The 24,343-nt window shown below is 66.6% G+C and carries 28 protein-coding genes; 14 read left to right on the top strand and 14 right to left on the bottom strand.

The window, feature by feature from the left end:
* Nucleotides 1-92: 92 nt before the first annotated feature.
* Nucleotides 93-1,085: a malate dehydrogenase gene (locus tag AC1DIX_RS16235; protein WP_442121951.1), complete on the bottom strand. Its 993-nt coding sequence runs from the start codon at nt 1,083-1,085 to the stop codon at nt 93-95.
* Nucleotides 1,086-1,358: 273 nt separating this feature from the next.
* On the opposite strand from AC1DIX_RS16235, the gene AC1DIX_RS16230 reads away from it, so the two are divergent.
* From AC1DIX_RS16230 to rnk, 10 genes are all read left to right on the top strand, one after another.
* Nucleotides 1,359-2,180, top strand: coding sequence for a GntR family transcriptional regulator (locus tag AC1DIX_RS16230; RefSeq protein ID WP_477325707.1), 822 nt, complete (start codon nt 1,359-1,361; stop codon nt 2,178-2,180).
* A 183-nt stretch (nt 2,181-2,363) separates the two neighbouring features.
* Nucleotides 2,364-2,795: a succinate dehydrogenase, cytochrome b556 subunit gene (gene sdhC / locus AC1DIX_RS16225; protein ID WP_442121949.1), complete on the top strand. Its 432-nt coding sequence runs from the start codon at nt 2,364-2,366 to the stop codon at nt 2,793-2,795.
* Between the two features lie 2 nt (nt 2,796-2,797).
* Nucleotides 2,798-3,172, top strand: a complete 375-nt coding sequence (gene sdhD, locus AC1DIX_RS16220) for a succinate dehydrogenase, hydrophobic membrane anchor protein (protein ID WP_442121948.1) — start codon at nt 2,798-2,800, stop codon at nt 3,170-3,172.
* A 2-nt stretch (nt 3,173-3,174) separates the two neighbouring features.
* Nucleotides 3,175-4,953 carry a succinate dehydrogenase flavoprotein subunit gene (gene sdhA, locus AC1DIX_RS16215; RefSeq protein WP_477251120.1) on the top strand — a complete coding sequence of 593 codons (1,779 nt, stop codon included), beginning with the start codon at nt 3,175-3,177 and terminating at the stop codon, nt 4,951-4,953.
* Nucleotides 4,954-4,968: 15 nt separating this feature from the next.
* The gene (locus AC1DIX_RS16210; protein WP_442121946.1) at nt 4,969-5,679 is read left to right on the top strand and encodes a succinate dehydrogenase iron-sulfur subunit; all 711 of its coding nucleotides are present in this window, start codon (nt 4,969-4,971) and stop codon (nt 5,677-5,679) included.
* Between the two features lie 130 nt (nt 5,680-5,809).
* Nucleotides 5,810-6,076 (top strand): FAD assembly factor SdhE, encoded by a 267-nt coding sequence (locus AC1DIX_RS16205; RefSeq protein WP_442121945.1) that lies wholly within the window; start codon nt 5,810-5,812, stop codon nt 6,074-6,076.
* 85 nt (nt 6,077-6,161) lie between these two features.
* On the top strand, nt 6,162-7,463 hold the full coding sequence (gltA, locus tag AC1DIX_RS16200) for a citrate synthase (RefSeq protein ID WP_477325705.1): 1,302 nt from the start codon (nt 6,162-6,164) through the stop codon (nt 7,461-7,463).
* A 94-nt stretch (nt 7,464-7,557) separates the two neighbouring features.
* Nucleotides 7,558-8,094 (top strand): dihydrofolate reductase family protein, encoded by a 537-nt coding sequence (locus AC1DIX_RS16195; RefSeq protein ID WP_477325703.1) that lies wholly within the window; start codon nt 7,558-7,560, stop codon nt 8,092-8,094.
* Complete coding sequence (locus tag AC1DIX_RS16190; protein ID WP_477325701.1) at nt 8,091-8,669, top strand: TetR/AcrR family transcriptional regulator; 579 nt, start codon at nt 8,091-8,093, stop codon at nt 8,667-8,669. Before AC1DIX_RS16195 ends, AC1DIX_RS16190 begins: the two co-directional genes overlap by 4 nt.
* Before the next feature lie 291 nt (nt 8,670-8,960).
* Nucleotides 8,961-9,368, top strand: coding sequence for a nucleoside diphosphate kinase regulator (gene rnk / locus AC1DIX_RS16185; protein WP_477325699.1), 408 nt, complete (start codon nt 8,961-8,963; stop codon nt 9,366-9,368).
* Nucleotides 9,369-9,442: 74 nt separating this feature from the next.
* On the opposite strand, the gene AC1DIX_RS16180 is transcribed toward rnk, so the two are convergent.
* Entirely contained in the window at nt 9,443-9,694 is a 252-nt protein-coding gene (locus tag AC1DIX_RS16180; protein WP_477325697.1) for a DUF3297 family protein, read from the bottom strand.
* Nucleotides 9,695-9,727: 33 nt separating this feature from the next.
* Nucleotides 9,728-10,126 (bottom strand): hypothetical protein, encoded by a 399-nt coding sequence (locus AC1DIX_RS16175; RefSeq protein WP_477325695.1) that lies wholly within the window; start codon nt 10,124-10,126, stop codon nt 9,728-9,730.
* Nucleotides 10,127-10,249: 123 nt separating this feature from the next.
* Between AC1DIX_RS16175 and AC1DIX_RS16170 the strand changes: the two genes are divergently transcribed.
* From AC1DIX_RS16170 to AC1DIX_RS16160, 3 genes are all read left to right on the top strand, one after another.
* Nucleotides 10,250-11,278 carry a proline iminopeptidase-family hydrolase gene (locus AC1DIX_RS16170; protein ID WP_477325693.1) on the top strand — a complete coding sequence of 343 codons (1,029 nt, stop codon included), beginning with the start codon at nt 10,250-10,252 and terminating at the stop codon, nt 11,276-11,278.
* An 11-nt stretch (nt 11,279-11,289) separates the two neighbouring features.
* On the top strand, nt 11,290-11,781 hold the full coding sequence (locus AC1DIX_RS16165; RefSeq protein ID WP_477325691.1) for a nuclear transport factor 2 family protein: 492 nt from the start codon (nt 11,290-11,292) through the stop codon (nt 11,779-11,781).
* 131 nt (nt 11,782-11,912) lie between these two features.
* On the top strand, nt 11,913-14,213 hold the full coding sequence (locus AC1DIX_RS16160) for a putative bifunctional diguanylate cyclase/phosphodiesterase (RefSeq protein WP_477325689.1): 2,301 nt from the start codon (nt 11,913-11,915) through the stop codon (nt 14,211-14,213).
* Here AC1DIX_RS16160 and AC1DIX_RS16155 read toward each other — a convergent pair whose 3' ends face one another.
* The 3 genes from AC1DIX_RS16155 to pyp are packed head-to-tail and all read right to left on the bottom strand — an operon-like array spanning nt 14,214 to nt 16,788.
* Nucleotides 14,214-15,134, bottom strand: coding sequence for a MerR family transcriptional regulator (locus AC1DIX_RS16155; protein WP_477325687.1), 921 nt, complete (start codon nt 15,132-15,134; stop codon nt 14,214-14,216).
* A gap of 13 nt (nt 15,135-15,147) precedes the next feature.
* Entirely contained in the window at nt 15,148-16,395 is a 1,248-nt protein-coding gene (locus tag AC1DIX_RS16150) for an AMP-binding protein (RefSeq protein WP_477325685.1), read from the bottom strand.
* Between the two features lie 3 nt (nt 16,396-16,398).
* Nucleotides 16,399-16,788, bottom strand: a complete 390-nt coding sequence (gene pyp, locus AC1DIX_RS16145; RefSeq protein ID WP_477325683.1) for a photoactive yellow protein — start codon at nt 16,786-16,788, stop codon at nt 16,399-16,401.
* Nucleotides 16,789-16,965: 177 nt separating this feature from the next.
* Between pyp and gluQRS the strand changes: the two genes are divergently transcribed.
* Nucleotides 16,966-17,889, top strand: coding sequence for a tRNA glutamyl-Q(34) synthetase GluQRS (gene gluQRS, locus AC1DIX_RS16140; protein ID WP_477325681.1), 924 nt, complete (start codon nt 16,966-16,968; stop codon nt 17,887-17,889).
* Nucleotides 17,890-17,901: 12 nt separating this feature from the next.
* On the opposite strand, the gene AC1DIX_RS16135 is transcribed toward gluQRS, so the two are convergent.
* From AC1DIX_RS16135 to AC1DIX_RS16100, 8 genes are all read right to left on the bottom strand, one after another.
* A complete protein-coding gene (locus AC1DIX_RS16135) occupies nt 17,902-18,495 on the bottom strand; it encodes a CHRD domain-containing protein (protein WP_477325679.1) in 594 nt (197 codons plus the stop codon).
* 401 nt (nt 18,496-18,896) lie between these two features.
* Nucleotides 18,897-19,577, bottom strand: a complete 681-nt coding sequence (locus tag AC1DIX_RS16130; protein ID WP_442121929.1) for a GNAT family N-acetyltransferase — start codon at nt 19,575-19,577, stop codon at nt 18,897-18,899.
* Between the two features lie 10 nt (nt 19,578-19,587).
* Entirely contained in the window at nt 19,588-21,342 is a 1,755-nt protein-coding gene (locus tag AC1DIX_RS16125) for a ClcB-like voltage-gated chloride channel protein (RefSeq protein ID WP_477325677.1), read from the bottom strand.
* Entirely contained in the window at nt 21,329-21,520 is a 192-nt protein-coding gene (locus AC1DIX_RS16120; protein WP_442121927.1) for an oxidoreductase-like domain-containing protein, read from the bottom strand. The genes AC1DIX_RS16125 and AC1DIX_RS16120 overlap by 14 nt, the downstream gene beginning before the upstream one ends.
* Nucleotides 21,517-21,912: a BlaI/MecI/CopY family transcriptional regulator gene (locus AC1DIX_RS16115; protein ID WP_442121926.1), complete on the bottom strand. Its 396-nt coding sequence runs from the start codon at nt 21,910-21,912 to the stop codon at nt 21,517-21,519. The genes AC1DIX_RS16120 and AC1DIX_RS16115 overlap by 4 nt, the downstream gene beginning before the upstream one ends.
* A gap of 20 nt (nt 21,913-21,932) precedes the next feature.
* A complete protein-coding gene (locus AC1DIX_RS16110; RefSeq protein WP_477325675.1) occupies nt 21,933-22,376 on the bottom strand; it encodes a hypothetical protein in 444 nt (147 codons plus the stop codon).
* Between the two features lie 86 nt (nt 22,377-22,462).
* The gene (locus AC1DIX_RS16105) at nt 22,463-23,137 is read right to left on the bottom strand and encodes a response regulator (protein WP_442121924.1); all 675 of its coding nucleotides are present in this window, start codon (nt 23,135-23,137) and stop codon (nt 22,463-22,465) included.
* Nucleotides 23,134-24,343 (bottom strand): ATP-binding protein (locus AC1DIX_RS16100; protein WP_477325673.1); only part of this gene is annotated, 1,210 nt, incomplete at its 5' end. The genes AC1DIX_RS16100 and AC1DIX_RS16105, both read right to left, overlap by 4 nt.

Raw genomic sequence — 24,343 nt, 5'->3', positions numbered from 1 at the left:
CCCGCGAAGGCGGGAACCCAGGTTTGCGTGAGCTGACGAAACGCCACCAAACCTGGGTCCCCGCCTGCGCGGGGACGACGTGGTGGTGGTGCTTACTGGCCCAGCAGGTGCGCCACGCCGGCTTTCTCTTCGTTCAGTTCGTTCAGCGTGTTGTTGATGCGCTCTTGCGAGAACTGGTCGATTGCCAGGCCTTGCACGATCTTGTACTCGCCGTTTTCGGTGGTCACCGGGAAGCCGAACATGGTGCCTTCCGGGATGCCGTAGGAACCGTCCGACGGGATGCCCATGGTGGTCCACTTGCCGTTGGTGCCCAGGACCCAGTCACGCACGTGGTCGATCGCTGCGTTGGCGGCCGAAGCAGCCGACGAGGCGCCGCGGGCGTCGATGATCGCTGCGCCGCGCTTGCCGACGGTCGGCAGGAAGGTGTCGCGGTTCCAGACGTCGTCGTTGATCAGGTCCTTGACCGACTGGCCGTCGGCGGTGGCGAAGCGGTAGTCGGCGTACATGGTCGGCGAGTGGTTGCCCCACACGACCATCTTCTCGATCGAACCGACCGGCTTGCCGATCTTGGCGGCGACCTGCGACAGGGCGCGGTTGTGGTCCAGGCGCAGCATGGCGGTGAAGTTCTTGGCCGGCAGGTTCGGGGCCGACTTCATGGCGATGTAGGCGTTGGTGTTGGCCGGGTTGCCGACCACCAGCACTTTCACGTTGCGCGAAGCGACGGCGTCCAGCGCCTTGCCCTGCACGGTGAAGATCTGGGCGTTGGCTTCCAGCAGGTCCTTGCGCTCCATGCCCGGGCCGCGCGGACGGGCGCCGACCAGCAGGGCCACGTCGGCGTCCTTGAATGCGGTCATCGGGTCGCTATGGGCGGTCATGCCGGCCAGCAGCGGGAATGCGCAGTCGTCGATTTCCATCATGACGCCCTTCAGCGCCTTCTGTGCCTTCTCGTTGTCGATTTCGAGCAGCTGCAGGATGACCGGCTGGTCCTTGCCCAGCATGTCGCCGTTGGCGATGCGGAACAGCAGGGAATAGCCGATCTGGCCGGCCGCGCCGGTAACGGCGACGCGCATTGGGGTTTTAGCCATGATGAATCTCCAAAAGTGGGATAAAGAACTGACAAATGAGCGGGCGACGCCGAGGATACGCCAGTTTGGGAAAACTGCAATCATACCAAAGCTCACCCGCGATTCGGGCATGAGGCGCGTTGCCGGGAGAGGGTGCGCCCACGTCCAGTCGACCGCGAGTGTAGTCCTCCGATATTCCATCTGTCAATTCATATCATATGTCTTATATAAGACACATAATCTGCGTCTTTCCACACTGGACGCAGAGGGGGTTTTGTGAAAAAATCGCAGACTATGAACCAAGCACCGTCCAATCCGAACAGCAATGGAGCCGCCAGCAGCAGCGCTGCGGGTAGCACCGGAGGCACCTCCGGATCGGGCATGTCCCAGACCGGCACGTCCCCTACCTTTTCCCCGCTGTATCAACAGATCAAGGCCCTGATCACCCAGAGCCTGCAGTCCGGCGAATGGAAACCGGGCGAACTGATTCCCAGCGAAGTCGAGCTGGCCGGCCGCTACAAGGTCAGCCAGGGCACGGTCCGCAAGGCGATCGACGAGCTCGCGGCCGAGAACCTGGTCGTGCGGCGCCAGGGCAAGGGAACCTTCGTCGCCACGCACAACGAGGCGCGCGCGCACTTCCGTTTCCTCAAGCTCGTGCCCGACGAGGGCGTGACCCAGCATCCCGACCACCAGTACCTCGAAGTCAAGCGCATCCGCGCCGCGGCCGAGGTGGCGCGCCTGCTCGACCTGAAATCCGGCGACGCGGTCGTCTATATCAAGCGCATCATGTCGTTCGAGGGCGTGCCGACGATCCTGGAAGAGCTGTGGCTGCCGGGGCAATTGTTCAAGGGGCTGACGGCGGAGCGCCTGGCGGAATACAAGGGGCCGATGTATGGCCTGTTCGAATCGGAGTTCGGCACCCGCATGATCCGCGCGACGGAAAAGATCCGCGCGGTGGCGGCCGACGCCGGTGCGGCCGAGTACCTGAAAGTGCCGGAGGGAACGCCTCTGCTGTGCGCCGACAGGCTCTCGTTCACCTATGGAGACAAGGCGGTGGAGTTGCGTCGCGGACTGTATTTGACCGCGCAGCATCATTACCAAAACGAATTGTCCTGATAAGTTTTTGTGCCCGCTCTATGCTGGTGCAGGAATCGCTTTGAGCGAGTAAAATGAGTTGGTTTTGGGAAAGCGAAGACGAGGCCCGGTCGACGTTCCCCCGGAGTCGGAAACGGTTCCGAGCAGGTCGCAAAATCGATGCAATGGGTTCGATAAATTTCAGTATTTGAGGGAGGTGTTGCAATGTCCGAAGCCGTGAGAGAGGCTCAAAAGAAGGGCCGACCGGTAATTCGTAATGTCGACTTTGGCGATATTACTTACCGGGGGTATTACAAACAGCCGCCGTCGGCGATCGTGTCGATTCTGCACCGCGTGAGCGGCGCCGGCCTGTTCCTTTTCCTGCCGTTCCTGCTCTGGCTGTTCCAGGAAAGCCTGCGTTCGGAAATCTCGTTCGCGCACTTTGCCGGCGTTGTCAGCCATCCGTTCACCAAGATCATCATCCTCGGCCTGTCGTGGGCTTACCTGCACCACTTCTGCGCGGGCGTGCGCCACCTGTTCATGGACAACCACATGGCCCTGGACAAGGACGCTTCCCAGAAGACCGCACGCTGGGTGCTGGTCGTCAGCCTGGTCTTGACCCTGCTGGTCGCCCTCAAACTGTTCGGAGTGTTTTAATCATGCAATCCCATACTAACAAGAATATCGGACAGCGCCGCCTGGTCGTCGGCGCCCACTACGGCATGCGCGACTGGCTTGCCCAGCGCCTGACCGCGATCCTGATGGCGGTGTTTACCGTCGTCCTGCTGGTCTCCTTCCTGACCGGCCAGAATTTCACCTATGAAGGCTGGGCCGGGCTGTTCTCGCGCCAGTGGTTCAAGCTCTTCACCATGGTTACCCTCTTCGGCCTGTTCTACCACGCATGGGTCGGCATCCGTGACATCTGGATGGACTACGTCAAACCGGTCGGTATCCGCCTGACCCTGCAGACCCTCACGGTGTTCTGGCTGCTTGCCTGCGCCGCCTGGACTGTGCAAATTCTCTGGAGCGTTTAATCGTGGCAGCATTTAATTCTTCAATTCCCACCCGCCACTTCGACGTCGTGATCGTCGGCGCCGGCGGTTCCGGCCTGCGCGCCGCCCTGCAAATGTCGGAAGCCGGCCTGAACGTCGCCGTGCTGTCGAAAGTCTTCCCGACCCGTTCGCACACCGTGGCGGCCCAGGGCGGCATCGGTGCTTCGCTCGGCAACATGAGCGAGGACGACTGGTTCTGGCACATGTTCGACACCGTCAAGGGCGGCGACTACCTGGGCGACCAGGATGCGATCGAATTCATGTGCCGCGAAGCACCGAAGGTCGTGTACGAGCTCGAACACTTCGGCATGCCGTTCGACCGCAACCCGGACGGCACCATCTACCAGCGTCCGTTCGGCGGCCACACCGCCAACTTCGGCGAGAAGCCGGTGCAGCGCGCCTGCGCGGCCGCCGACCGTACCGGCCACGCGCTGCTGCACACCCTGTACCAGCGTAACGTCCGTTCGCGCACCCACTTCTTCGTCGAGTGGCAGGCGATGGACCTGGTCCGCAACGCCGACGGCGACGTGCTGGGCGTGGTGGCGCTGGAAATGGAGACCGGCGAGGTCATGATGCTGCAGGCGAAGACCACCGTGTTCGCCACCGGCGGCGCCGGCCGTATCTTCGCGGCGTCGACCAACGCCTTCATCAACACCGGCGACGGCCTGGGCATGGCGGCACGCGCCGGCCTGCCGCTGCAGGACATGGAGTTCTGGCAGTTCCACCCGACCGGCGTGGCCGGCGCGGGCGTGCTGATCACCGAGGGCGTGCGCGGCGAGGGCGGTATCCTGATCAACTCGAACGGCGAACGCTTCATGGAGCGCTATGCGCCGACCTTGAAGGACCTGGCGCCGCGCGACTTCGTCTCGCGCTCGATGGACCAGGAGATCAAGGAAGGCCGCGGCGTCGGCCCGAACAAGGACCACGTGCTGCTGGACCTGCGCCACATCGGCGCGGACACCATCCGCAAGCGCCTGCCGTCGATCCTGGAAATCGGCCACAAGTTCGCCAACGTCGATGCGACCAAGGAACCGATCCCGGTCGTGCCGACCATTCACTACCAGATGGGCGGCATCCCGACCAACATCCACGGCCAGGTGGTTGCCCCTGACGGCACCGGCGGCCAGAAGATCGTGGGCGGCCTGTACGCCATCGGCGAATGCGCCTGCGTCTCGGTGCACGGCGCGAATCGCCTTGGTACGAACTCGCTGCTCGACCTGGTGGTGTTCGGCCGCGCGGCCGGCAACCACATCGTCGCCCAGAACCTGAAGGCGCAGGGCAACCGCGCGCTGCCGAAGGATGCCGCCGACTACGCGCTGGACCGCCTGAACCGCCTCGAGAACTCGACCGGCGGCGAGAAGGTGCAGGACGTCGCCAACGCCATCCGTGCCACCATGCAGAAGTTCTGCGGCGTGTTCCGTACCCAGGCGCTGATGGACGAAGGCGTGAAGGAAATCATGAAGCTGGACGAGCGCCGCAAGCACATCTCGTTCAAGGACAAGTCGAAGGTGTTCAACACCGCCCGTATCGAAGCGATGGAGCTGGACAACCTGATCGAAGTGGCGAAGGCGACCATGGTCTCGGCAGCGGCCCGCAAGGAATCGCGCGGCGCCCACGCCCACAGCGACTACGAGCACCGCGACGACGAGAACTGGATGAAGCACACCCTGTTCTTCTCGGAAGGAAACCGCCTGGAATACAAGCCGGTGATCCAGAAGCCGCTGACGGTCGATACCTTCAAACCGAAACCACGTACTTTCTAAGAATTTAGGTAAAACATGGCACGCACAGTCCAACTGAAGATCTACCGCTACGATCCGGACAAGGATACGAAGCCCTATATGCAAGACATCACCGTCGAGCTGAAAGACACCGACAAGATGCTGCTCGACGCACTGCAGCGCATCAAGTCCGACGTCGACGACTCGCTGGCCCTGCGCCGCTCCTGCCGCGAAGGCGTGTGCGGTTCGGACGCGATGAACATCAACGGCAAGAACGGTCTGGCCTGCACCACCAACCTGAACGAACTGACCCAGCCGATCGTGCTGCGTCCGCTGCCGGGTCTGCCGGTCGTGCGCGACCTGATCGTCGACATGACCAACTTCTTCAAGCAGTACCACTCGATCAAGCCGTTCCTGATCAACGACTCGATCCCGCCGGAGAAAGAGCGTCTGCAGTCGCCGGAAGAGCGTGAAGAGCTGGACGGCGTGTACGAGTGCATCCTGTGCGCCTGCTGCTCGACCTCCTGCCCGTCGTTCTGGTGGAACCCGGACAAGTTCGTCGGCCCGGCCGGCCTGCTGCAGGCCTACCGCTTCATCGCCGACTCGCGCGACGAAGCGACCAACGAGCGCCTGGACAATCTGGAAGACCCGTACCGCCTGTTCCGCTGCCACTCGATCATGAACTGCACGGACGTCTGCCCGAAGGGTCTGAACCCGAACAAGGCGATCGGCAAGATCAAGGAATTGCTGGTCCGCCGCGCGATCTAAGCTGCGATTTGCCGCGTGGGGCGTGGGCACCCGTGCCCACGCGCGATCACCGTCATAAATATAGTAAAACTACCGTACTGCCGCGAAACGGCAGCCGGAGTATAGTGTTGACCGAACAACGGACTCTAGTGTGAAAACGCATCAATCCGACCCCGCCAACCGAGCGCGCCTGCGCTGGCGCGCCCGCCGGGGCCTGCTCGAAAACGACCTGATCCTCACGCGCTTCCTGGATGCGCACGAAGAGGAATTGACGGACGAAGAGGTCGATGCGCTGACCCGCTTGCTGGACCTGGCGGACAATCCGCTGATGGACCTGCTGCTGGGACGCGCCGAGCCCGCGGGCGAGGTCGACCTGCCGCATGTACGTGCCCTGGTGGCGCGGTTGCGGCAAGCGTAACGAACTAGGGAGTTCGTAGCAGCTTGTTCGAACTTCCGATGGTTTCGTTTTTTTGTAAATATCACCTCCCACAGAAGGAAGTGCCATGAACATCTCTGATACCAAAGCCACCCTGTCGTTCTCGGATGGCAGCCCGTCGGTAGACATGCCGATCTACAAAGGCAGCATCGGCCCGGACGTCATCGACATCCGCAAGCTGTACGGCCAGACCGGCAAGTTCACCTACGACCCGGGCTTCATGTCGACCGCCGCCTGCCAGTCGGCCATCACCTACATCGACGGTGACAAGGGCGAGCTGCTGTACCGCGGCTACCCGATCGAGCAGCTGGCCGTCAATTGCGACTTCCTGGAAACCTGCTTCCTGCTGCTGAACGGCGAACTGCCGAACGCCGAGCAGAAAGAGAAGTTCACCGACACCGTGACCAAGCACACCATGGTCCACGAGCAGATGAACTTCTTCTTCCGTGGCTTCCGCCGCGACGCGCACCCGATGTCGGTGCTGGTCGGTACCGTCGGTGCACTGGCTTCGTTCTACCACGACTCGCTGGACATCAACGATCCGGAGCAGCGCGAGATCTCGGCAATCCGCCTGATCGCCAAGCTGCCGACCCTGGTCGCCATGGCATACAAGTACTCGATCGGCCAGCCGTTCATGTACCCGCGCAACGACCTGTCGTACAGCGCGAACTTCATGCACATGATGTTCGCCAACCCGTGCGAAGAGTACAAGGTCAACGACGTGCTGGTGCGCGCCCTGGACCGCATCCTGATCCTGCACGCCGACCACGAGCAGAACGCTTCGACCTCGACCGTCCGCCTGGCCGGTTCGTCGGGCGCCAACCCGTTCGCCTGTATCGCAGCCGGCATCGCCTGCCTGTGGGGCCCGGCACACGGCGGCGCCAACGAAGCCGCCCTGAACATGCTGAAGGAAATCGGCAGCGTCGAGAACATCCCGGCCTTCATCGAGAAGGTCAAGGACAAGAACTCGGGCGTGAAGCTGATGGGCTTCGGTCACCGCGTGTACAAGAACTTCGACCCGCGCGCCAAGCTGATGCGTGAAACCTGCCACGAAGTGCTGAACGAACTGGGCCTGCAGGACGACCCGCTGTTCAAGCTGGCCATGGAACTGGAAAAGATCGCCCTGAACGACGAATACTTCGTGTCGCGCAAGCTGTACCCGAACGTCGACTTCTACTCGGGCATCGTGCAGTCGGCCCTGGGCATCCCGGTCTCGCTGTTCACCGGTATCTTCGCGATGGCCCGTACCATCGGCTGGATCGCCCAGTGGAACGAGATGATCGCCGACCCGGAACAGAAGATCGGCCGTCCGCGCCAGCTGTTCGTCGGTTCGACCGTCCGCGACGTGCCGAGCATCGACAAGCGTTAATCCCGCTTCGTCGTGATCAAGAAGCGAGCCTGCGGGCTCGCTTTTTTTCGTCCTGCGGTTAAAATATACGGTGTATAAATAAAGCGGAGCAGACATGATCACGGGACACGTATTCATCGCCACCAGCCTCGACGGCTACATCGCCCGCCCGGACGGCGACATCGGCTGGCTGCTGCAGCGCGACGATCCAGACGAGGACCACGGCTATAAGGCCTTCATCGCCGACAAGGACGCCATCGTGATGGGCCGCGGCACCTATGAAAAAGTGGTGGAATTCGGCGAATGGCACTACGACCGCCCGGTGGTGGTGCTGTCGAAGCAATTAAAAGACACCCCGGTGCCCGAGCGCCTGCAGGGCAAGCTGCGTTTTACCGACCTGGCGCCGCGCGAGGCGATGCGGGAGCTGGAGCGCCAGGGCGCGCGCAAGGTCTACGTGGATGGCGGCCAGGTGGTGCAGTCCTTCCTGCGCGAAGGGCTGGTCGCGGACATGGTCGTCACCACCGTGCCGGTACTGATCGGCGCCGGCCGTCCGCTGTTCGGCGCGCTTCCAGAGGACAAGGACCTGGCTCTGGTTGCCAGCCGCAGCTTCCCGTCCGGCCTGGTACAGTCGACCTGGCGCGTGCGCGCATGAACCGTCCACGCGGCCGCCCCACGCGCGGGCAGGGCGTCACCCTCGACGCCATCCTGGCCGCCGCCCTGGTCCTGCTGGCACAGGACGGCGGCCGAGGGCTGAGCATGCGCGCCCTCGCTGCGCGGATGAACCTGACGCCGATGAGCCTCTACCACCACGTCGAGGACCGCGCCGGCCTGCTGCGGCTGCTTGCCGACAAGGTGTACGGCGGGGTGCCGATCGATGCCGACAGCCCGGGCGAGGGCATCGGGGCCGTCCGCGAGCTGCTGGTCCGCTACCACGACGCCGTCGGCAGGCATCCCCAGCTGACCCTGGCGATCTTTGCCGAGCCGGCGGCAATGGTGGGGGCGGCGCAGCGGATCACCGAGCGCCTGCAGGCGCTGCTCGAGCCCTTGAGCCCGGAACATATGCTGTGGCGCGACATCCTGGTCGACCACGCCCACGGCAGCGGCCTGGCGCTCGGCGCTTTCCATGGTCAGCCGGAGCAGGCCGCGGCCCTGCGCGAGCAGTATCGCCGCGCCCTGGATGCCTTGCTGACGGGCTTCACCGCCTGCGGCCCCGCACACGCCGCCTGAAGGTCGCAACAAAGCGCCAACACGGCTATACTGGTATCACTAACATCGTTCGTCACCGCCCATGTCTCACCCCGCCGTTCATGCCTGCTGTCAACGTGCGACCCTGCACGAGGGAGTACGGCTGCTGCACGCGCGGTTTTTCCCGCGAGATCTCGCCCGGCCCTCCTGGGCTCGGTAGGACCCGACCGCCCGCGCGGCCGTCCTTCCGAGCCTGTTCCAACGACACACCCGGCCGCCRCCGACAGGCGCTGGCCACCCCGTCTTGCTGGTCTATTTTTACAGGAGTTGAACATGAGACCGAACATCACCGTATCCACCCTCGACATGGCGCGCCTTGAAGCGCTGTTCGACGACATGCCCTTCATTCCCGGCGATCGCGAGTTCAACCTGCTCGACGAGCTGGGCCGGGCGGACGTCGTCGATCCGGACGAGGTGCCGTCCAATGTGGTGACGATGAATTCGACGGTGCGCTTCGCGGTCGACCATCCGCCCCAGGAATTCTGCATGACCCTGGTCTACCCGAAAGACGTGGCCTTCGGTAGCGACCGCCTGTCGGTGATGTCGCCGATCGGCAGCGCACTGCTCGGCCTGGCGGTGGGCGATACGATCGAGTGGGCGCGCCCGGGCGGCGAACTGTTCAAGCTGACCGCGCTGGAGCTGCTGTACCAGCCGGAACGCTCGGGCGAGCTGCACCGCTGAGCCGGCCCGTGCCGCGAACGAAAACGGCCGCCGGATGGCTCCGGCGGCCGTTGCATTTGTGAAATGTAAGGGGGTCAGTCCGCGTAGTAGGGCTCGACCATGCCCTTCAGCTTGATCAGCATCGGACGGCCCTTGCGGTCCAGGACCTTGCCTGCAGCGACCTTGATCCAGCCTTCGCTGATGCAGTATTCCTCGACGTCGGTGCGGTCCTTGCCGTTGAAACGGATGCCGACCGGGTGCTTGAAGACTTCCGCATCGTGGTGCGGGCTCTTCGGGTCGATGGACAGGCGGTCGGGCAGGGGAGGGAGTTGGGTAGTATCGTTCATGGTGCGACATTATCCACGATTCCCGATCCGGCCTCAATTACACTTGCCGCGCACCACGGCGGCGGCCCAGAAGGGCAGGGCGAAGATGCCTGCCACGCCCACGATATAATCCTGGCCGCCGGCTTTGACCACTGTGGTGGAGGGTTGGAACTTGAGGGCATTCGGGCCCAGGCAGCCCGGCTTTTCGGCTTCCGAGAATCCCTTTTCGAACTTCCGGTAGGCATCGCCGCTGAGCGCTTTTCCCGACTGCAGCCTGGGATTGCCCTTGCTCTCGGCCAGGGTCTCGCGCACCGCCTTGCTGATCACCTCGTCGCTTAGTCGCAGGCTCAGCGGCGGCGGCTTCGTGCTTTCCCTGCGCTCTTCCAATTCCTGCGCCACCACCTGCGCCGCCAGGCATAGCCCGCACACCGTCATCCAGGTCCTCGCTCTCATCGCTTGCTCATCGAGTTGTCGGGTAATCAAACTTACACGAGTTCTTGAACGCACGTTTCATCTTGCACATTTGCTTACATTTCCAACGTACAATATATCGATATTGCCAACAACGAGGTCTCGATGAAACGCTTTCTTGCGCTGATGGCCGCTGTGCTGATCGCCCTGCCGGCAGGTGCCGCATCCACCACAGCCAGCAATTATTTCGACAACGCCGGCCGCGGCGACGTGCTGTCCGGGGGCGTCCGCATGATCCCGATCACCACGCCGAAGGGCACGTTCAAGGTCTGGACCAAGCGGGTCGGCAACAACCCGACCATCAAGGTGCTGCTGCTGCACGGCGGCCCGGGCATGACCCACGAATACCTCGAAGCCTTCGACAGCTATTTCCCCGGCGCGAGCATCGAGTACTACTACTACGACCAGCTCGGCTCGAGCTACAGCGACCAGCCCGACGATCCCTCGCTGGTCGAGCTGCCGCGCTATGTGGAAGAGGTCGAGCAGGTGCGCAAGGCGCTGGGCCTGGACAACAAGAATTTCTACCTGCTGGGCCACTCCTGGGGCGGCCTGCTGGCGGCCGAGTACGCCCTGAAATATGGCCGGAACCTGAAAGGCCTGGTCATCTCGAACATGATGATGAGCATCCCGGCGTACAACAAATACGCCGACACCGTGCTGATGCCGGCGATGGACCAGAAGGCCCTGGCCGAGATCAAGCGCCTGGAAGCCGAGGGCAAGTACGAGGATCCGCGCTACATGGAACTGCTGCTGCCGAACCACTATGTGCAGCACGTGCTGCGCATGCCCTTCGAGCAGTGGCCGGAGCCGGTGACGCGCTCGATCAAGCACATGAATCCGAAGGTCTACGTGCCGATGCAGGGCCCGAGCGAACTGGGCGCCCACAACGCCAAGCTCGAACACTGGGACCGCGTCGCCGACCTGCCGAAGATCGCGGTGCCGACCCTGGTGATCGCTGGCCGCCACGACACCATGGACCCGGCCCACATGAAGATGGTCTCGCAGAAGGTGCGGCATGGCCGCCTGCTGATGTGCGAGAACGGCAGCCATATGTCGATGTACGACGACCAGAAGACCTATTTCAACGGGCTCATCAAGTTCCTGCGCGACGTCGACGGCGGCCGCTTCCAATGAAGGGATTCACCATGAAATCGCTGCTCCTCGCGTGCTGCCTGTTCTTCGCCGGAATCGCCCAGGCCGCGAATGCCGACCCCGCGCTGGCAAAGCAGGTGAACGCCTTCGTCGACGCCTGGCACGACGACGCGGCCCATGCCCGCATGGCCTATTTCGACAAGATGGCGCCGGACGGCGTCTACATCGGCACCGACCGCAGCGAGCTGTGGCAGCGCGACGCCTTCAAGGCCTGGGCCCGCAAATATTTCGAGGGCAAGAAGTCGGCCTGGACCTTCAAGGCCAGCCGCCGCAACGTCTATGCCTCCGATGACGGCAAGCTGATCTGGTTCGACGAACTGCTCGACACCGCCAATATGGGCCACTGCATGGCCAGCGGCGTGATCCGCAAGACCGGCAAGGGCTTCGAGATCCTGCACTACCAGCTGTCGATCGCGGTGCCGAACGAGATCGCCGCGCAGGTGACGGCGCTGGCCAGGAAAGCCGAGGCCGCGCCCGCCAAGTAAATGTTCATTAACTGTTCAGTTTCTTGAAGCTATTGTTTCGTCCCGCGCGCACAACAGGCTTTCCTGCAAATGCTGACAGGCGACCCGCGCTCACATAGAATGTTGCTTTGCAACAATTGGCCCTCGGCTTAATGGGAACCTACTACGACATCGCACACTGGCGCTCCAGGGTTTTCGAATCCCTGCTGTCGTATGTCGTCCTGCTCGGTACGCTGGCTGCGGTGCCCAGCATCGGCCTGTCCATCAGCGAAGGCTTGTGGCCGGTCGCACTGATGGACAGCGTGGCGCTGGCCTGGGTGGCCGCGCTGTGGCGCCTGCCGCGCCTGAACTACACCTTCAGGGTCCTGAACTTCCTCGCGATCCTGTACATGATCGGCATCGGCCTGATGCTCACCATCGGCCCGGTCAGCCAGATCTTCCTGATGGCGCTGCCCGTGCTGGGCGTGGTCCTGCTGGGCATGCGGCCGGCGCTCGGCGCGCTCTGCTTCTGCGGCGCCTCCATCTTCTTCCTCGGCCTCGGCGGTTACGCCCGGCTCTACGTGACCGGCATGGAAGAGCATGCGCTGCTGCCCTGCCTGATCGTCACCCTGAACTACCTGTTCGTCGGCGCCTTGATCACCCTGACCTGCGGCGGCCTGCTGCAACGCCTCGACAGCTCGATGGAAGAGCTGAGCCGGACCGCCGACTCGCTCGAGGAGGGCCACGCCCGGCTGCACGAGCTGAACGCCGAGCTGCGCCTGACCTCGGCCGCGGTGGCGCGCCTGAACGACATGGTGCTGATCGCGAAAGTGGATCACCGCGAAGGGGCTGAACAGCCGATCATCTTTGCCAACGACGCCTTCGTGCGCCGCACCGGCTACTCGCGCGAGGAGATCGTCGGGCGCAGCATGCGCGTGCTGCACGGCCCCGAGACCGACGACCACGAAGTCCGGCGCATCGTCGACGCCATGGCGCGCGGCGAAGCGGTGACCTCCGAACTGGTAAACTACGCCAGGAACGGCGAACAATACTGGGTCGAGATGGAGCTGGTGCCCTTCGCCGGCGAAGGCGGCCGCAATACCCACTGGGTGGTGGTCGGGCGCGACATCACCGACCGCAAGAACGCCGCCGACGCCATCCACCGCCTGGCCTTCTACGACGTGCTCACCGGCCTGCCCAACCGGCGCCTGCTGATCGAGCGCCTCGACGCCATGGTCGTGCGGGCCCACACCGGCGGCGGACTGGGCGCGGTGCTGTTCATCGACCTCGACAACTTCAAGACCATCAACGATGCGCGCGGCCATGCGATCGGCGACGTCATGCTCAAGCATGCGGCCCAGCGCGTGGCGGCGGTGCTGCGCCAGGGCGATACCGTGGCGCGCCTGGGCGGCGACGAATTCGTGGTGCTGCTCGAGAACCTGGGCCGCGACGTGCAGCGCGCCACCGGCGCCGCGCAGGTGGTGGCCGAGAAGATCCGCGCCGCCCTGGCCGAGGACGTCGAGATCGGCGGCCAGCTCTATCACGCCTCGGCCAGCATCGGCGTCGCGCTGCCGCTGCGCGGCGGCAGGACCGGACAGGACCTGCTGCGCGAAGCCGATACCGCGATGTACCGCGCCAAGGTGGCCGGCCGCAACGGCGTGACCCTGTTCGAATCCAGCATGCTGACCGAGGCCGAGCGCAAGCTGACCCTCGAGCGCGACCTCGCCGCCGCGATGGAGAACGGCGAGCTGGCGATGCACCTGCAGCTGCAGATCGATCACGAGCGCAGGCCGGTCGGCGCCGAGCTGCTGATGCGCTGGCGCCGCGCCGACGGCACGATGGTCGCCCCGGACGTCTTCATCCCGGCCGCCGAATCGAGCGGCCTGATCCTGCCTCTCGGCCAGTGGGCCTTGCGCCAGGCCTGCCTGTCCTGGCTGCGCCTGGACCGCGCCGGCCTCGCGGTGCCGCTGTCGGTGAACGTCAGCCCGCTGCAGTTCCGCCAGCCCGATTTCGTCGACCAGGTGTGCGCGGTGCTGGTCGAGACCGGGGCCCCGGCTTCCCAGCTGATCTTCGAGGTCACCGAAGGCCTGCTGGTCAATGACCTGAACGAAACCGTCGGCCGCATGCACGAGCTGGCGCGCATGGGCATCCGCTTCTCGATCGACGATTTCGGCACCGGCTATTCGAGCCTGGCCTACCTGAAGAAGATGCCGCTGTTCGAACTGAAGATCGACAAGAGCTTCATCCGCGATACCCCGGGCGATGCCAACGGCACCGCGATCGTGCAGTCGATCCTGGCGATGGCCGACCACCTCGGCCTGCGCGTGGTGGCGGAGGGCGTCGAGACCCAGCAGCAGGCGGACTTCCTGGCGGCCAACCGCCAGCCGGCCATGCAAGGCTTCCTCTTTTCGCGTCCGGTACCGCTGGACGAATTCATCGCCCAGCTGCAGGGCTGGGAAGCGCAGGCCGCCTGATCAGGCCTTGAGGCCGGCCAGGGCCTGGCGGCCGCTGTCCAGGGTCGGCAGCAGGCGCACGCCGGCGACTTCCTCCAGCCTTTCCACGCCGGCGCCGCCGGCCCACAATTCCACCCCATCGGGCAGGGCCTGGCGCAGCTGCAGCAGCACCGGTGCCACCTGGCGGCGCGGATAGGCGGCCGAGAACGACAGCGCGACCACGCCCACGCCATAGGCCGCGGCGGCGCGCGCGATGTCCTGCAGCGGGGTCTCGGTGCCCAGCGAGATGCAGCTTGCGCCCTCCAGCGCGAACATGGTTTCCGCCATCATGAGACCGAGGCCGTGGGCCTCGCCGGGAACGGTGGTGAGGAGGATGCGCGCACCGTGGCGCGCGCCGGGCAGGTCGGCCAGCGCCTGGCGCAGCAGCCGTTCCGCCGACTCGGTATAGAAATGTTCGTCGAAGACGTCGAAGCTGCCGTCTTCCCAGCAGGCGCCGACGGCTACCGTGAGCGGCGCCATGGTCTGCTCGACGAAGCGTTCGAGTCCCTGGCGCGCCAGCGACTGCCGCAGCGCGTGACGGAAGGCGGCCGGGTCGCGCGCGGCGATCATCTTCAGCAGGCGCAGGTTGGCGCCGTCCAGCGCATCGTCGGCCAGCGCGGCGCGCTCCGGCGCGGCCAGGGCGGCGAGTTCCGGGTGCGCCATCGCGGCCAGTGCGCCGGGGCGGTGGCCCTGGTCCATCAGGCGCTTCATGAGGCGCAGGCGCTCGACCTGGTCGGCCGGGTAGCAGCGTTCGCCGTTCGCATCCCGTACCGGCTGCGGAAAGYCGTAGCGGCGCTCCCAGACCCGCAGCACATCCTTGGACAGCCGGGTCTCGCGCTCGACGGCGGCGATGCTCAAACCGGCCGATGCGGGAGCGGCGGGGGAGGTGGTCGATATCGTCATGTAGGCGTTTATTCTAGCCGTTCGTGGGGCCGATGCTCCAGTCGGCCGGCTTGTCGAGTGCGCCGCGCGGGATGCGCTCGCCCAGCGTGATCGCCTTCGGGCGCTCCGGCGCCGCCAGCCTGGTGTCGATCCAGGCCCTTAGCTCCCTCGTGAAACGCTCGCGCGTGAAACCCTCGCCGGCGCCGGCGCGCGGCACGATGAAGGCCTTCAGGCGCATGCCCTCGTCGGGGCGCATCAGGCGCACCGCAGCGTCTTCCACCATCGGATGCTCGAGCAGCACCTGGCGCACCCGCTCCGGGAACACATTGGTGCCGCCCACCTGGACCGCGGCGTCGCGCCGCGCGCCCACCATGAACAGGTCGGGCGCCTGCCATTCCAGGGTGTCCTGCGGGCGCAGCAGCGCGGTGCGGCCGTCGGGGCAGCTGCGCAGCAGGGCGTCGACGCCGTCCGGCGCGCGGTCCAGGTAGGGCATCAGGCGGTAGGGTTCGCGGTGCGAGGCGCGCCATCCCAGGCCGCCGGTCTCGGAGGCGCCATACACCTGCACCAGCCTCAGTCCCGCCGCCTCGGCGCGCTCGGCCACCGCGTCGGGGCAGGGCGCGGTCGAGCTGGCGCCGTCCACGTCGTCCGGAAAAGCCGCGCCGGCGCCGAGCGCATCCTGCCAGACATGCGGATGGCCGATCACCAGGTCGCCGGGCAGGACGTGGCGCGCGAGCTGGGAAGGCAGGCGCGCACGCACGCTCAGCACCTGGTCCGGTGCGAGGCCGAGGTGGCGCGGCAGCAGGACGCCGAACAGGAAGCCGTAGATGTGATGGCAGGGCACGGCCAGCAGCAGGCGCCGGCGGCGCGGGAACAGCGCGGCCAGCGCCGCCGCTTCCTGTTCCAGCAGGACCAGTTCGTGGCTGCAGCGCTTCGGCTCGCCGGTGCTGCCCGAGGTGCGGAAGGTGACTTCCTCGCTCCAGTGCTGCAGGGCGGCGGTGGCGATGTCGAGCCAGCCGTCCAGGGTGCGGCGCGCCAGCAGGTAATCCTCGATCCCGCTGCGCTGCATCTGCAGGGCTTCGGCCAGCGCGCCGGCCAGCTGCAGCAGCTCCAGCGAATCGACGCCGAGGTCCTGGTCCAGCGACAGCGCGCCGCTCCAGCCGTCGGGCAGGATCCGTTCGTGGCGCAGCGCCGTCAGTTCGGCCGCCACCAGATCGGCGACGAAGCGCCGCAGCGCGCCGCGATCGGCCCACCATGGGGCGAGGTCAAGGCCGGGTTCCCGCATCGCTTACAGGCGCTTGACGAAGATCCAGAAGGTGCCGTCGCTGATGGCCTTCTTCATGTGGATCTTCACCTTGGTCGGCGTCATCTTGTAGTCGAACACGTACTCGAACATCGTGTTCAGGTTGTTGGCGCGCACGCCGGCATCGAACACGCCCTTGAAGCGGGCGGTGTTGGTGCAGGGCGCGACGTCGCGGAAGAAATTGGTGCCGATCACGGCGCTCGCATGGCGGCCGGTGATCATCGCTTCCGCCTGGTTGTAGCGCAGCACCTTGCCCTGCGCATCGAGCTGGATGGCGCCGAAGGCCAGTTCGTCGATCTGCTGGCCGGACAGGCGGGACAGGGTGTTGTCGATGTCGTCCTTGCCGAAGGCGACGACGTTCAGGGTAGACAGCATGGGTTCCTCATTGTTCTTGGTTGATGTTTTGTCCAGGACAAAGTGAGATTGTATATTGCTTTTTAGAAATTACAAGCATTGTTGCGTAATTCTGTCCTGGACAAGAATATCACGCTGCCGGCACGGTCCGGCGCCGCGTCCCGGCCTGTGCTAAGGTTGCGCTTTTCTCCATCGAGCATGAGCCTTCCCAGCCCCTACATCGGCCGTTTCGCCCCCTCGCCCACCGGCCCCCTGCACGCCGGTTCGCTGGTGGCGGCCCTGGCCAGCTACCTGGACGCGCGTGCCAACGGCGGCGCCTGGCTGATCCGCATCGAGGACATCGACGAGGGCCGCGCCGTGCCCGGCGCCGCCGAGACCATCCTCGCTCAGCTCGACTGGCTGGGCATGCATTCGGACGGCGGGATCGTCTGGCAGAGCCGGCGCAAGGACCTGTACCAGGCTGCGCGCGAACGCATCGCGGATTACGTCTACGGCTGCGGCTGCAACCGCAGGGAGATCGCCGATTCGCGCCTGGGCGTGGGACCGGACGGCGCCGCCATCTATCCGGGCACCTGCCGCCATGGCCTGGCGCCGGGCCGCGAAGCGCGCAGCCTGCGCCTGCGGGTGCCGGAACCGGGCGAAGACCTGATCGGCTTCCAGGACCGCTTCGCCGGCTGGCAGGAGCAGCGGCTGGCGCTGGAATCGGGGGATTTCGTGCTTAAGCGTGCCGACGGCTACTGGGCCTATCAGCTGGCCGTGGTGGTGGACGATGCGGAGCAGGGCGTGACCGACGTCGTGCGCGGCGCCGACCTGCTCGATTCGACCCCACGCCAGATCTACCTGCAGCGCCTGCTGGGCGTGCCGACGCCGCGCTACCTGCACGTGCCGGTGGTGCGCAATGCCAGCGGCGAGAAGCTGTCCAAGCAGACCGGTGCGCTGGCCGTCCTGCCGGGTAACGAAGAGGCCGCCGTCGCGGCCCTGCAACAAGCCGCCGGCTTCCTCGGCCTGCGCCTGGCTGGGCCGGGCGCTTCCCGGCCCGCTTCCCTGGCCGCGTTCTGGCAAGAGGCGGTCCCGGCCTGGGCCAAGCTGCTTGCCGAACGCGGCGCCCTGCTTACCGGCTAGCCGGACTGCCGGCTAACGCTGCCAGCAGCTTTCCCAACGCCGCCTGCGGCCTATCCACATGAGGCCGGCCAGGCCGCCCGCCAGCATCGCCCACTCGGCCGGTTCCGGCACCGGTGCGGCCACCACGAAGCCACGGATCTCGCCAGCCGGATGCGAGGTCGTATGGATGTTGACGTAGGCTTCGTTGGCATTGATGCCGTTCACGAAGGCCGTCGCCGCGCCGGACACCGTGCCGCCATTCGCCGCCAGGAAGGCCGGGTCATAGGTCGCGGTGTCGTACAGCGAGAAGATCTTCGTGTAGGTGCCGTCCTTGACGCCGGTCGGGAAATCGGTGAACGGCAAGGCCACCGGCGAAGTGCCGGTGAAGGCGGTGGTGGTGCAGCAGTGGATGTGGGCCTCGGTCGAGTCGCCGACCAGGCCGCTGAACGGCACGTCGACCGTCAAGTTGGTGCCGGCGAACTCGAGCGTCACCATGCTGCTGCCCGGCGAAGCGTTGGGCGGACTTTCGGCCGGGCCGCTGGCGGTCGCCTTGTAGGTCTGGGCGAAAGCCGGGGTGGCCAGCCCCGCCGTCGCTGCCAGTGCTAGAACAGACAGAACTTGTTTCATGGATACCTCCTGTTGAACAGAGTCTCTGCAACGCACCCCGTCCTGGGATGCGCTCAAAAACTTAGCACCGGAGCTTGGCCGGGACTCGCACCGTACGGCTGAGATAGTGCCCATGATCGACTGAATCCCGGAAATTCAGTAATTATGTGATACAGAAATTTTGATCTTCCTCTCATTTTTGTATCATGTCTGGCGTGCGCTTACTTGCGCCTACGTGCGCCTACTTGCGCTTCATGCTGATGCTGCCGTCCGGTTCCAGGAAGGCGCACTGCATCTCATGGCGGGCGCAGTCGGCCGAGCGCAGCGCCCTCGACCAGCGCCTCCTCCCAGCGAATGCCCACGGATGAGAGGATGGTAATGACGAGTGCGCGGTTTGATTGTTCGCCAGGGAACGAAGCGGATCAGCAGGCCGGCGTCACCACCCGCACCACCGTCTCGCAATAATCGCGAAAGCCCATGCGCAGATAGAGCCCGTGCGCCGCCTCGTTGGCCCGCATCACGTGCAGGAAGGGCGTCTCGCCGCGCAGCAGCTGGCGCCGGATCAGCTTCAGCATCAGGCGCCGCGCGTAGCCGCGGCCCTGGGCATCGGGATGCGTGCAGACGCCGCTGATCTCGCGCAGCCCGGGCGCGGCCATGCGCTCGCCGGCCATTGCGATCAGCTTGCCGCCGTCGACATGGCCGAAGTACTCGCCCAGCTCGATGGTGCGCGGGCCGAAGGGACCGGGACGGGTGAGCCGGGCCAGCGCGAGCGCCTGCTCCGCATGCGCTTTCCCGAGCGGGATGGCATCCGGCGCTTCGTCGCGCTCCGGCATGACGCCGTCCCAGACCATGCGGTACATGGTCGACTCGGCCTCGATGCGCCAGCCCGCGGGCGCCGGGCCGGACCAGGCGTCGCAGTAGAAGTGTTCGCCGGCTTCGCAGAAGGGCGCCAGCGCCGCGAAGTCCGGCTGCCGCGGGTCGGGAAAGCCGACGATCGGCGAGAACCCGGGGGCATAGCGCCTGGCCGTCCCGGTGCCGGCCGACAGGTGGGCGTGCATGCCGCTCAGGGTGTTCCAGAAGATGTTGTCGAGCAGGTGGTCCATGCCGGGCATTCTACGCCTCGATGCGGGCGTGCAGCAGGCTGCGGTTCAGGCGCACATAGGCATCCAGCAGATCGGTCTTGTGGACGGTGCCGAGCAGTTCCGGATCGCCTGGTGCGCGCACGATCGGCAGGCGTTCGCCGTGGTGGCGCATGAACTGGCGCAGGGCTTCGTCCAGGCCCATGCCGGCGTCCAGCAGCGGCAGCGCATCCCGGCGGGCCATCGTGCTGCAGGGCTGGCTCGCCAGCAGCGGATCCTGGAAGCGCGGCGCGATCTCGTGCAGGGCCACCGTACCGCGGTAGCGCCCGGCGCCGTCGACCAGGTAGACGTACTTGACGTTGTGCTGGCCGAACAGTTCGGCGGCGGCGGACAGCGGCGCGGTGTCGGGCAGCACCGTCTCGGCGGGGCGGATCAGTTCCGCGATGCGCATGGTGCGCAGCCGTTCGCGCTCCTCGGCTTCGGCCAGGCGCTGGGCCGTGATCTCGTACATCGAGGCGCCCCCTAGCGCGCGCGCCACCGCGTAGGCCACCACGCAGGCCAGCATCAGCGGCAGCATGAGCTGGTAGCTGAGGGTCATCTCGAAGATCATCAGGATCGCCATCAGCGGCGCGCTGGCGGCCGCCGCGAGGGTCGCGCCCATGCCGACCGCGACATAGGCGGCGGGCAGCACGGCGGCGCCGGGCCACAGGGCCTGCAGCGCCAGCGCGAACAGGTAGCCGACCGTGGCGCCGACGAACAGGGTCGGCGTGAAGATGCCACCGACGGCGCCGGAGCCGCAGGTCAGGCAGGTGGCCAGCACCTTGCAGACCAGTACCAGCAGCACGCCCTGCCAGAGCCAGGGCTGGTGCAGCAGCGAGTTCACCACGCTGTAGCCGTTGCCCCAGACTTGCGGCACCCACAGCGAGATCGCGCCGACCCCGAGGCCGCCGAGCGCGAGCCGCAGCGGCAGCGGCAGCCTGGATGCCTGGAACAGGCGGCGGGTGCGCTGGAGGGCGCCGAGGAAGCCCGGCGCCACCAGCCCGGCGAGCACGCCCAGCACCACGAAGGCGAGCATCTCGGTACCGGCGATCGGCGCGAAGGCAGGCATCTCGTAGGTCGGGTGGTAGCCGGGCAGGTGGCGCATGGTGATGTTCGAGACCACCGCCGCCACCATGATCGGGCCCAGGCTTTCCATGGCGATCGCGCCGAGCACGATTTCGGTGACGAAGAAGGCGCTGGCGATCGGCGCGTTATAGGCCGCGGCAATGCCGGCCGCGGCGCCGCAGGCCACCAGCAGGCGCAGGCGCATCGTGTTCAGGCGCAGCGCGCGCCCGCTCAGGGACGCCGACAGCGCCGCCAGCTGGATCATCGAGCCTTCGCGGCCGATCGAACCGCCGGAGGCGATCGACAGCAGCGAAGACAGGCCGTTGACGAGGGTGAGGCGGACCGGTACCCGGCCGTCGCCGATGGCCACGATCTCCATGTAGTCCGGGCGGCGCTGCGAGGGCAGGCGGCGGCCGAGGGCGAGCAGGGAGCCGGCCAGCAGTCCGCCCGCACAGGGCAGCAGCAGCCGGGTATGCCAGGGCAGGGAAGCGGCGATCTCGACGAAGGAACCGGAGCGGCCGTAGAGCAGTTCCTGCATCAGGACCAGGCCTTCGCGGAACACCACCGTGGCCAGGGCGCCGACGAAGCCGACCAGAGCCGCCAGCAGGAGCAGGGAGTTCTTGCCGAGCAGCTCGCGCAGCCGGCCGCCGAGGCGTTCGCCCCGGCCGGCGTCAGGCGCCTGCACCGGCCTGCCCGGGATGGCGCTCCTCCCACGCCTTCAAGGCCCGCTCGTAGTTCTCGAGCGCGATCTGGTACATGTCGAACACGCAGTTGACGCAGCCGGTGCCGCAGCAGTCTTCGAGCTCGGGCTCTTTCGGCGGCAGCGGGCGCGGATCCGTTTCGGGCGAGGGGGCGGCGCTCACGATTCCTTCCCGCCGTTGAGGATCCGCTGGATCTCTTCGCGCTCCTTCTTGCTGACGTGGCCGCGCAGGGCGGCCAGCACCAGCGCCTTGCCGGAGCCGGAAAAGGCTTTCACGATCAATTCGCTGACCAGGCTGGTCTGCAGGGCGTCCTGCGGCTGGGCCGGCGAATACACGTGGGCGCGCTGGCTTTCGTCGCGCAGCAGCAGGCCCTTGGCATGCATCAGCTGCAGCAGGCGCAGCACCGTGGCGGCCGTCATGTCGGGACGGTCGGTGGCTAGCGCCTCGTGCACCTGTTTGGCCGTGGACGGGCCGGTTTGCCACAGGATGCGCAGCAGTTCCAGTTCGGACGGTGTCGGTTTGGGTGGGGCGGGATGCGACATGCGTTGCAGCATACCCGCTCCCGCCGTGAAAGTCACTCGGTGAGCTGGTATTCGCGCAGCGAGAACCTCATCCTGCCGTCCTGCTTCACGCAGACGCCCGTCATGGTTTCGCCCGGGCGCAGGGTGAAGCTGAGGCGGGTGCCCGGCTGCTTCGCGGCGCAGTCGGCGTGGGCACTGTCCGGCACCGGCGGCAGCTTCGGCGGCGGCGGCGGGGACGGCGGAGCCGGAACGTCGGGCGGCGCCGGCACGGCCGGGATCGCGGGCATGGCCGGCATGGCGGGCGCGTACGCGCTCGCATCGCCGGGTACGGGCGGGGCCGGTGGTGCCGGCGGGCGCGGCGGTTTCGGCGGCTTGGGCGGCGGCGGGCAGTTGGCGCCCTTGGCATCGCAGTCGACGTAGACATGGACGTCGGCCACGGCGGCACCGGCGACGCCGGAGAGCAGGGCGAACGTCAGGATGGCGGCGGTATGTTTCATCTTCTTCTCCTCAGGCTGGAACCCGTCCGGGGCGGCGGGCCATGTGTGCATGGTGCATTGCGAATGTGGAGAAAAAATGAAGAAGGCTATAAATCGAAGCGGTAGCCGAGCCCGTAGATCGCATGGATGGCTTCCACGCCCGGCAGCGCCGCGTCCAGCTTGCGCCGCAGGTTCTTGACGTGGCTGTCGATGGCGCGGTCGGCCACCTCGAGGCTGGCATTGCCCTCGCGCGCGGCGTCGAGCAGCTGGGCGCGCGAAAACACCTGGCCGGGCCGCCGCGCCAGCGCCGCCAGGATGCCGTATTCGGTGGGCGTCAGCTCCAGCGGCCGGCCATGGATGCGGATCCGGCGCGCGGCGGTGTCGACGGCGATCGCCGGCACCGCCGGCACGGAAGCCGGGCCTGCGCGGCGCAGGATCGCCTTGATGCGGGCCATCAGCTCGCGCGGGCTGAAGGGTTTGCACAGGTAGTCGTCGGCGCCGAGTTCGAGGCCCAGCAGGCGGTCGATCTCCTCGACGCGCGCGGTCACCATCACGACCGGCACGCTGGAGAAGGCGCGCACTTCGCGGCATACCGACAGGCCGTCCAGGCCGGGCAGCATCAGGTCCAGCACCACCAGCGCGGGCGGCTGGCGCCGGATCGCCTCCAGGGCCAGGGCGCCGTCGCCGAACACGGTGGGCCGGTAGCCGGCGGCCAGCGCGTAGTCGGCCACCAGCGCCGCCAGTTCGGGTTCGTCCTCGACGATGAAGATGTCGGCGCTCATGGATGCTCGCAATGGGAGTCGTAACCAAGGGGAATCGTGACGGTGGCGCGCAGGCCGCCCAGCGGAGAATGTGCGAAGGACAGCTGCGCGCCCTGGGCTTCCAGCAGGCGGCGGCACAGGGCCAGGCCGAGGCCGGCGCCGCCGTGCGCGCGGCTGCGCGAGGCGTCGACGCGGTAGAAGCGCTGCGCCAGGCGATCGAGGGCATCGTCCGGCACGCCGGGCGCGCTGTCGTCCAGGTGCAGGCGCAGCAGGGCGCCGGCGCTTTCCGCGCTCAGTGCCACGCGGCCGCCGGCGGCCGTATAGCGCAGGCTGTTCTCGAACAGGTTGTCGAACACCTGGCGCATGCGGTCCGGATCGGCCATGGCCTGCGCGCGCGGCGGCGCCTGGCCCAGTTCGAGCGCCAGGCCGGCGGCCTGCAGCCGCGCATCGAAGCTTTGGGCCTGGGCGCCGGCCAGCTGCCAGACGTCGAGGCGCTCGGGCTTGACGTCGAGGGCCTTGATGTCGGCGCGCGCCAGCGCATACAGCTCGTCGATCAGCTTGTTCAGGGCCAGCACCTGGCGCAGCATGGCGTCGAGGGTGGCCGGCGTGGCGCTGCGAACGCCGTCCTGGATCGCCTCGAGCTGGGCGCGCAGCACGGCCAGCGGGGTGCGCAGCTCGTGCGAGGTATCGGCCACCCACTGGCGGCGCGCGCTTTCGGCACGGTCCAGCTGCTCGGCCAGGGTATTGAAGTGGCGCGCCAGGTCGCCCAGCTCGTCGCTGCGCCCTGCCGGCAGGCGGATGTCGAAGCGGCCCTCGGCCAGCATGCCGGCGCCGCCCGCCAGTTCTCGGATCGGGCCGCGGAAGTGGCGCGCCAGCAGGATCGCCGCCAGCGCCGAGAAGGCGACCGCGAAGCCGACGATCCACCACAGGCTGGCGCTCAGCTGCTGCAGGAAGGCGAGCGCCATGGCGTCGCTCGGACGGGGACTGCGCGCCACGCCCAGGTAGCCGGCCGTGCGGCCGTCCACCTCGACCGGACGGCGCGCCAGCGGAATCGCATCCGGCATGCGCCCGGCCAGGTAGCGGCCGTCGGCGTCGAGCAGGGTGATGCGCTCGGGCAGCGGGGCATCCACCCCGGCATCCGCGGCGAGGGCCGGGCCGACGCGCGGGGCGGCCAGGGGCGGCATCGGCGCCGGTGCCGCCGGTGGCGAGGGCGGTGCGGGCGGTGCC

This window comes from Massilia sp. 05N420, from assembly GCF_056397205.1.
The sequence above is the reverse complement of the archived record's forward strand: the minus strand, read 5'-3'. Positions and strand labels throughout refer to the sequence as shown.